Source organism: Ligaoa zhengdingensis (genome assembly GCF_014384885.1).
Classification (GTDB): Bacteria; Bacillota; Clostridia; order Oscillospirales; family Ruminococcaceae; genus Ligaoa; species Ligaoa zhengdingensis.
Genome location: NZ_JACRST010000045.1, coordinates 1 through 7,576, shown reverse-complemented (window position 1 = coordinate 7,576; position 7,576 = coordinate 1). Strand labels below are relative to the sequence as shown.

Here is a 7,576-nt window from a genome sequence, read left to right as displayed (position 1 = left end):
AAGACTGGGAAGTTCAGCGCCGTGACGGAGGAGGCATTGGCGGAGCTGGTGGCAGACATCTGCAAGCGGAGAGGGTTTGACCCGGGCAAAGATGTGATTCGGCACTACGATGTGACGGGAAAGAAATGCCCGCTGTGGTATGTGGAGCACCCGGAGGCGTGGCTTACCTTCCGCGAGAGGGTCAAGGCGCTGGTAGACCCGCCCCAGCCGGATAAGCTCTACCGGGTGCAGGTGGGGGCGTTTGGTGTCAAGTCTAACGCCGAACGATTGACAGAGGAACTAAAAAATAAGGGATATAGCGCGATTATTGTATAAATCATCCCCGGAGGTAGCACGTGGCGTGTGCATGGCACAAAAAAGTCACAGTAATCTTAATTATATTGATAGATAAAGCGATTTAATAGAGTTCGAGTCTCTCCATCTCCGCCAAAAGAAAAGGCAACTGCGTATGCAGTTGCCTTTTCTTTTGCTCTTTGGCCCGGTGGAGCGGGCCCCGCATCATTTCATCATTTAACGGCGGAAGTGAATTCCGCCTATGACAATTCTTCGCTGCGCTCCGAATTGACGCGCGGCCCTGCGCGGCCGCCAGAAGGCGGCATCCATAGTGTTTTGCTATTACACGTCGGAGCAAGCTGCATATCGTTTGCTCCGACCTATTTTTATAAGTCAGAGCGCGCTCATTTCGCTGCTCCTTCAAAGTCACGCTTGTTGTGGCTGTTCGCTTATGGGCGCCCTCACGACGCCTCCGCGGCGCTACCAACCTTTTGCGAGCGCCGCCCTGCCGGCGGCTTTTTCCGTTACCGAAATATATCGGTTTTAACCGTCCCTTCCATCAGAAAACCGCATGAACAAGCTGAAAATAGCTTGTTCATGCGGCTTTTTGCATGTATGGACGTGCCTGGATAAGCATCTAAAATCATGTGCCAATCCTGTACGAAATTCGCGTCAACTAGGATAGATCGACATCTAAATACTTGGAGTTAATTTAGACAAAGGTTTATAAAAAATATAAAAGATGAGGGGGAGACAAAATGAAAAGCCATATCAGGCGGCAATACACCGACCAGCGGCGGAATTATGCGATCAGGTGATCCAGGGGATGGAAATACAAAACCCATCTGGGCTTGTGGGGCGAAGATAGATGGAGACGGCGATGCACGCGGGATGGCGAAGGGAGGAAAATAGGTCCAAAGTCTAAAGTTACCGCCTGATCCTCCCAATTAAACATTAAAAAGGGCCGTGGCACTTTAAAAAAGTACCACAGCCCAAGGGGGACTAGTGCTCAGGGAAGCATATCTTCTACTGCATCTTTGAGATGGAGGGGCGAAAGCTGGTAGAGGCTGAATCGTTTTGCTATTTTCTCTGCAAACCGGTTTGAAACTGTTACATCGTGAAGCAACTCAATTGGTTCCCATCCACGCATCATCTTTCTGCTTGCTTGAATCCCGCATGTACGATATTGCCCCAACTCTGGCCTATATTGAGTTTCCCAGACCGCTTGATAATTCCAGATATTATTCATCTAAACTAAACACCTCCTCTCCTGCTGAGCCATTGAGCGCAGCCTCCAGATAAGAGGTGATCTTTTCCACCATGTTGATGCTCGGATTGGCTTTACCATGCTCAATGAGCCTCAGGTAAGACTGGCTTATGAATAAATCATTTGCCACCTTTTCCTGCGTATAGCCGCACTGCTTACGCATCGCCTTGATTCGGGATCCCACTCTTTCACTTTCGGTCATAAATTATCCCTCCTTTAAAATTATAAGGGATAATTTACCTATCACACCAGCCGATATATTAGCGATTTGTGGGATTTTGTTACATTTTTTGGTTGGATTGCCATTCCGATCAGCCAGAAAGGAAAGATAAACTTCCCTTATTGAACCGATTTGTCGCTTTCATCCAGAACATCTTCTTTTAACAACTCCTCAACGCTTATGTTCATCCCGATAGAAACTTTTTCTATCGTATCAATAGATGCTGCGGCATCCCCCCGTTCAATCTTTCCCCAATATCTGGAACTCAAGTCGCACAGTTCTGCCGCCATTTCTTGCGTTAATTTACGTTGTTCTCTTTGATGTTTTAAATTTTTACCGAACCGTTCTTTCAGCACTATCGTTCCCTCCGATACAATTTCAATCGTATCGAAACTCTCCCCCTTCGTACAGGAATGATAGTTCTTTTTGATATGATTCTAATAAATTTTCAGGGTGTTTGGAACTCCAGTTTTTTACTCTGGAAAAGATTAGGAAAGAGATATCCATATAATCGCAGTATGGAACTATATTGCAGTCAAAATTTCCGGCAAACTTCGTCATTTTGCGCCAAAGGTTGCGCTTCACTCATCTGGTTGGCTATCAGTGTCCTCGCAGCGATTGGCAGCTTGGTTCTCAATTGTTTATGTTTTTCACAATAAAAACCCTCATGAACAGGCAGGACATAGCCCGTTCATGAGGTTTTTGCACTTCGGTTGCGTTTGGATATAGGATCAGATTCAGCCGATGAACATCTGTGTCCAGTAGTGCCCTTTGGCGACATACCCCACACCGATTTGAGTATAGGAGGCATTGAGAATGTTGGCGCGGTGGCCGCTGGAATTCATCCAGGCGTTGACAACAGCACGCGGGGTCGACTGGCCATAGGCGATGTTTTCGCCGGCGGTGCGGTAAGAGAGGCCGAACGCTTTAATCATTTGGAAGGGACTACCATAGGTCGGGCTGGTGTGAGAGAAGTAACGGTTGTCCACCATATCCTGCGATTTGTAGCGGGCCACGCGAGAGAGCTCCCAATTCGCGGTCAGCGCTTTCAGCCCATTTTGTGTGCGAATCTCGTTTACCAGCCGGATCACTTCGCTCTCAAACGAGGAAACGGAGAAATCGACCTGAGGAATGGTCAAGGACTGACCGGGATAGATGAGATCGGGATTTGAAATCTGCGGGTTGGCGCTGATGATCTCACTGGTGCCGACCTGATATTTGACGGCGAGTTTCCACATGGTATCGCCTTTCACAACTGTATGAGAAAGACCAAAGGCGGGGATTGCGGTTGCAGCCAGCATAAGCACCGCCAAAGAAGTTGCTGCTAATTTTTTCATCTTAATTAGCTCCCTTCGTTCAGTATTCGCCCGGCAAAGGGCCATTCCATTGTAACTGGTTTTATCCCTAGAATGCAAAAGTAAGTTCTTCCAACCGCGGCATCCACAGGCGATTCAGATGACATATTCAGAGAAAGAAGAGGGTATGGGCGGATAGAAATTGATGCGATGTCGTCTATCGAAATGTCTTTTGGTGCATTTGCCGACAGATAGTGAAATTGACTCAACGAATGAAATTGTTTGACAAAAATGTTAAATAATTATATATTGATGTTAAATAAATATAAATATTTTCCCCGTTAAACATGTTAAACTGGATATAATTAAATTATAAATCGAGGTGAAAAAGAAACCGCAGTTACAAAAGGAGCAAAAAAGGGATTCAAAGACAAGGAGGAAAAAGATGACATCTCATTTGAAAAAAGCAGTTGCATTGCTGGCGTCCGCCGTGATGCTGGCGACCTTTCCGACAACCGTATCCTTTGCCGTCTCTGTCGACAGTGATTTCCAGTTTGAAATCACCAACGGCGGTCTGAGTACCCTTCAGCGCGTGGGCGACCCCACACAGACCAATTTTGTTCGCAACGACCGGGGTTACCGCCTCGGAAATCTGGAACTCGCCTACAACAATGCGAGTGAACTGAGCGGCTATCAGATCGAAGTGGGAACGCAAAACGCGATTGCTCTGTACAACGCGGGGCGCGACTTCGGCGCGGTCGGCAGTTCCAACGGAGGCGGCGCTTTCGAGATTCAGGATGTCCAGCTGGCGGATTTTACATACGAAGCTACCATTACACCGCTGTCCGGTTCGGAAGCGGGGCTGGTGTTTCGCGCAGGCGAATTCGGCCAGTCGCCACAGGGCCTGGTGGGATATTACATTGGAATTTTTGGCAATAAGCTGCAACTGCTGAAAACGCAGGGGATTGATTTCCCCTACGTGATGGGCAACAGCGCGGCTTACAGTTTTAACCGGGAGTATAACAGACCCTACCGCCTCAAGGTGGAAGCGGTTGGCGCCAACATCAAGATTTATCTGGACGGCGTCAAGGTGATCGATGTGACCGACGCCGAGACCCCGGACGGCGTGCCGGTTTACACCGATGCGGGCAGCTTTGGATTCCGCACCTACAACGGTTCCGGCTGCTTCTCCAACGTGAAGATCTCCGATGCGCAGGGCAACGTGGTGTTTGAAGAGTCAAATCTTGAGGAACACGGCAAGACCTTCGGCGGAGATTGGAGCTACAAGACCCTGCCGATCGACCAGAGCGCGGGATTCCAAGACACCTCCGTTACCTCTAGTATCCGCATCACCTCCGGGCAGGAGGCGGGCCTGGCCGTGAAGGCTTCGGGTACTGATGTGACAGCCTCCACCTTTACATGTTACTTTGCATCCATCAATGCGTCCACCGGCAAGGTCTACCTGATGAAACCCCAGGGCCGGGATTATCCCTGGCTGGTCGAGCCGGTCACACCCCAGGCGGGGGCGATCGTGCGGGATAGGGACTATCAGGTGAAGGTCGAGACTATGGGCAGCAATATCAAGGTGTATGTAAATGATGAGCTGGTCATCGATTACACCGATCCGCAACCCATCGAGGAGGGCTACGCGGGTTATATGGCCTACAACGGCAGCGCAATTTTCAGCCAGTTTGAGCTGAACGACAGGTTCTCCGACAATTTTAAACAGGACTTGAACTGGATCCCGGGAGAATTCGGTTCCTGGACCCAGCTTTCCCGCGAGGATTGGGCTGTAGTAAAAACACAGGATTTGACCCCGGTCGTGTCCGACCTGGCAAGCGGCAAGGAGGTTGCCTACAGTAACCTGCCCTGCGGCCTGAACGTCACGCAGCAGTATGAGACCCGCCAAGTAAACGGCCGGGATGCCCTGGAACTGACCGTGCGGCTGGAGAACTCCTCCGCGGTGGATATCACGTTGGGAGACCTGGCGTTGCCGCTGCCGCTCAACAACGCATGGGTGGAGGGGAATCAGGAAGTCACCCAGACCCAACGGGTGTTCCCGCACTATTTTGTCTCGCAGGAGGGTTCGTTCATCTATGCATCCCATCCGGACGGCACCGGTCCCTATTTGTTGATGCTGCCGGGTGAGAACACCAAATTGGAATATCTTGCGCCGATAGATGGCACCGGCTATCTGAGCGACTTTTTAAAGGCATATGTCCATTCGGGTTATACTGGGCCCAATACCCCCGGCACCTGGCGGCAGGAACACACCTCCGGCGTGGTGCCCGCGGGCGGTGACAAGAGCTATAGCTTTGAGTTCTTCTGGGCCGAGGATCTGGAAGAAATGCGCGAGGTGCTGTATGAAAACAGCATCGACGTGCAGGTGGTCCCCGGTATGACCATCCCCGAGGGCCTCAAGGCGAAAATCGCCGTGCGTTCTATGTTGGGTATCGATTCGGTCGAGGCGGAATATCCCGACGAGACTGTAATCGATGAGCTCGACCCGAGCGGCGAATATTCCATCTATGAGCTCGAGTTCGGCAAGGTAGGCGAAAACAAAATCACCGTCAATTTTGGCGACGGCAAACAGATCCATCTCGAGTTTTTCTATACCAAGCCGATCGAACAGCTGCTCAAAAGCCGAACCGATTTTATCAGCCGGAACCAGCAGGTGAAGGATGAGAGCAAGGTGTATGACGGCCTGTTCTCTCAGTGGAGCATGGAGCGGGAACAGATGACGACCCCGGAGAACACCATGGGGCTGCATATGTACGCGGTTTCCGGTTCGGATGACCCCACTCTGTGCAAAGCGCCCACCATGGCGCAGCTCAATATGGTCTACCCCGACGCAGAGCAGATTGCAAACATCGAATATTATCTGGAGAACTTTGTGTGGGGCGGGCTCCAGCGCACACCGGATGATCCGCAAAGCGAGTGGGCCTACGGAATGTACGGTTCGGATGCGTGGTGGCTCAACCGCCCAGCCGACAGCGGTGTGCCCGATCTGGGGCCAGATGGCAACGGCGGACATGGAGCGGGCCGTATGTGGCGCAGCTTCGACTACACACACATGATTCAGCTCTACTACAATATGTATACCATCGCGGAGAACTACCCGGAGATGGTCAATTATCTGGATGCGGACGGCTATCTGGAACGCGCCTATCATACGGCGATGGCGTTCTACAGCATCCCGTACAACATCTATATGAAAGGGTGGAATTTCAACGGGTGGTGTGACTGGGCGTTCAAGCAAGGAAACTTCCACGAGGTCAACATCACCTTCCTGATCGACGCGCTGGAGCGGGAGGGCAAGACTGAATGGGCCGACGATCTACGCTCCAACTGGGAAACCAAGGTCAAATTTATGGTGTACGACGATCCTTATCCCTTTGGGTCCGAGATGGCATACGACACGACGGCCTTTGAATCGACTCACGCGATTGCGAAGTACGGCATGGAGCACGACATCTCCGGTGGAGAAAACGATTTCTATGATAAAAACCTAAACGGTCCGGGGCAGGGAGGATACCGATCCCACACCGATGTGGACAAGGACGACGTATATCACTTTATGAAGCGAGAGATTCAGGCCAATCAGGGCAGTCGCGCGATGGTAGAGCCGGCATACTATCTGCTGGGCAGCGACATGAGGGGAACACCCTATTCCCTCAGCTATATGACACAGCTCGGCGGGTGGGGCCTGATGGACTACGCACAGTACTACTCCGAAACTCCCGCCGAGGATATGCGCATCGCATATGCGTCCTATCTGGCCCCCTATGCGCTGTTCAATACCGGCGAGGACTATCCGTGGTATGGGAGCGAGGCTAACGAGGGAGCGCTCGCCTGGGCGTTCCAGCCGCTGAAAAATGCCACTACCTGGCTGGGATTCAATGAGAACCGTGGCCCCTGGAGATTCGACGGAGAAAACGACAGCGGTATCGCGGGAGGCATGCGTTCCGCTGCCACCGTTGTGGTGGATGACCCTATCTTCGGCCTGTTCACCTACGGCGGCACGATGCAACGCGATGCTGCCAATGAGGTTACCACCGTACAGCCGATGGACGGCATCAATCAGAGATACCATCTGCTGACCGTCCAGAAGTTACATATGATACTGAACCGGGATAATTTTAGCAGTGTTACGGTAAAGGACGATCGCAGTAAAATTTCTTTCATCATCAATAACATCACCGGGGATATGCATACGACCCGGCTTTCTGTCGAGGGACTTGACGGCGCCTACGATCTCTTGATCGAGGGCGAAAAGATCGATGCCATTACCCTAAACGGGGAAACCGATGTGGAGTTTGCGGTTCCTGCCAAGGCGGAGGTTTCTGTGGTGTTGAGGAGTTCTTCCGAAATTCCCTCGGACGTCGACAAAGCTGCATTGAAAGAACTGGTGGAAGCGATCGACGGGAAGTACGAGGAGAGCGGGTACACGGCCGAGAGCTGGGCGGAGCTTGAGAAAGCGCTGGAAGAAGCGAAGGCAGTGATTGCGAAAGCGGACGCGGA

At 51.5% G+C, this 7,576-nt stretch carries 6 protein-coding genes; 2 read left to right on the top strand and 4 right to left on the bottom strand.

Annotated features, from left to right (window positions below):
• On the top strand, nt 1-315 hold a 315-nt coding region (locus H8711_RS12975; RefSeq protein WP_249283817.1), incomplete at its 5' end, for an SPOR domain-containing protein.
• A gap of 967 nt (nt 316-1,282) precedes the next feature.
• On the opposite strand, the gene H8711_RS12970 is transcribed toward H8711_RS12975, so the two are convergent.
• The 4 genes from H8711_RS12970 to safA all read right to left on the bottom strand — a co-directional run bounded on the left by H8711_RS12970 (nt 1,283) and on the right by safA (nt 3,097).
• Entirely contained in the window at nt 1,283-1,522 is a 240-nt protein-coding gene (locus H8711_RS12970) for a DUF6514 family protein (RefSeq protein ID WP_249283816.1), read from the bottom strand.
• Complete coding sequence (locus H8711_RS12965; RefSeq protein WP_249283815.1) at nt 1,515-1,742, bottom strand: helix-turn-helix domain-containing protein; 228 nt, start codon at nt 1,740-1,742, stop codon at nt 1,515-1,517. The genes H8711_RS12970 and H8711_RS12965 overlap by 8 nt, the downstream gene beginning before the upstream one ends.
• Before the next feature lie 137 nt (nt 1,743-1,879).
• The gene (locus H8711_RS12960; RefSeq protein WP_249283814.1) at nt 1,880-2,116 is read right to left on the bottom strand and encodes a helix-turn-helix domain-containing protein; all 237 of its coding nucleotides are present in this window, start codon (nt 2,114-2,116) and stop codon (nt 1,880-1,882) included.
• A 381-nt stretch (nt 2,117-2,497) separates the two neighbouring features.
• Complete coding sequence (gene safA, locus H8711_RS12955) at nt 2,498-3,097, bottom strand: SafA/ExsA family spore coat assembly protein (RefSeq protein WP_425516007.1); 600 nt, start codon at nt 3,095-3,097, stop codon at nt 2,498-2,500.
• A 403-nt stretch (nt 3,098-3,500) separates the two neighbouring features.
• Between safA and H8711_RS12950 the strand changes: the two genes are divergently transcribed.
• Nucleotides 3,501-7,576: DUF5695 domain-containing protein (locus H8711_RS12950; protein ID WP_249283813.1), on the top strand; the 4,076-nt coding region annotated here is incomplete at its 3' end.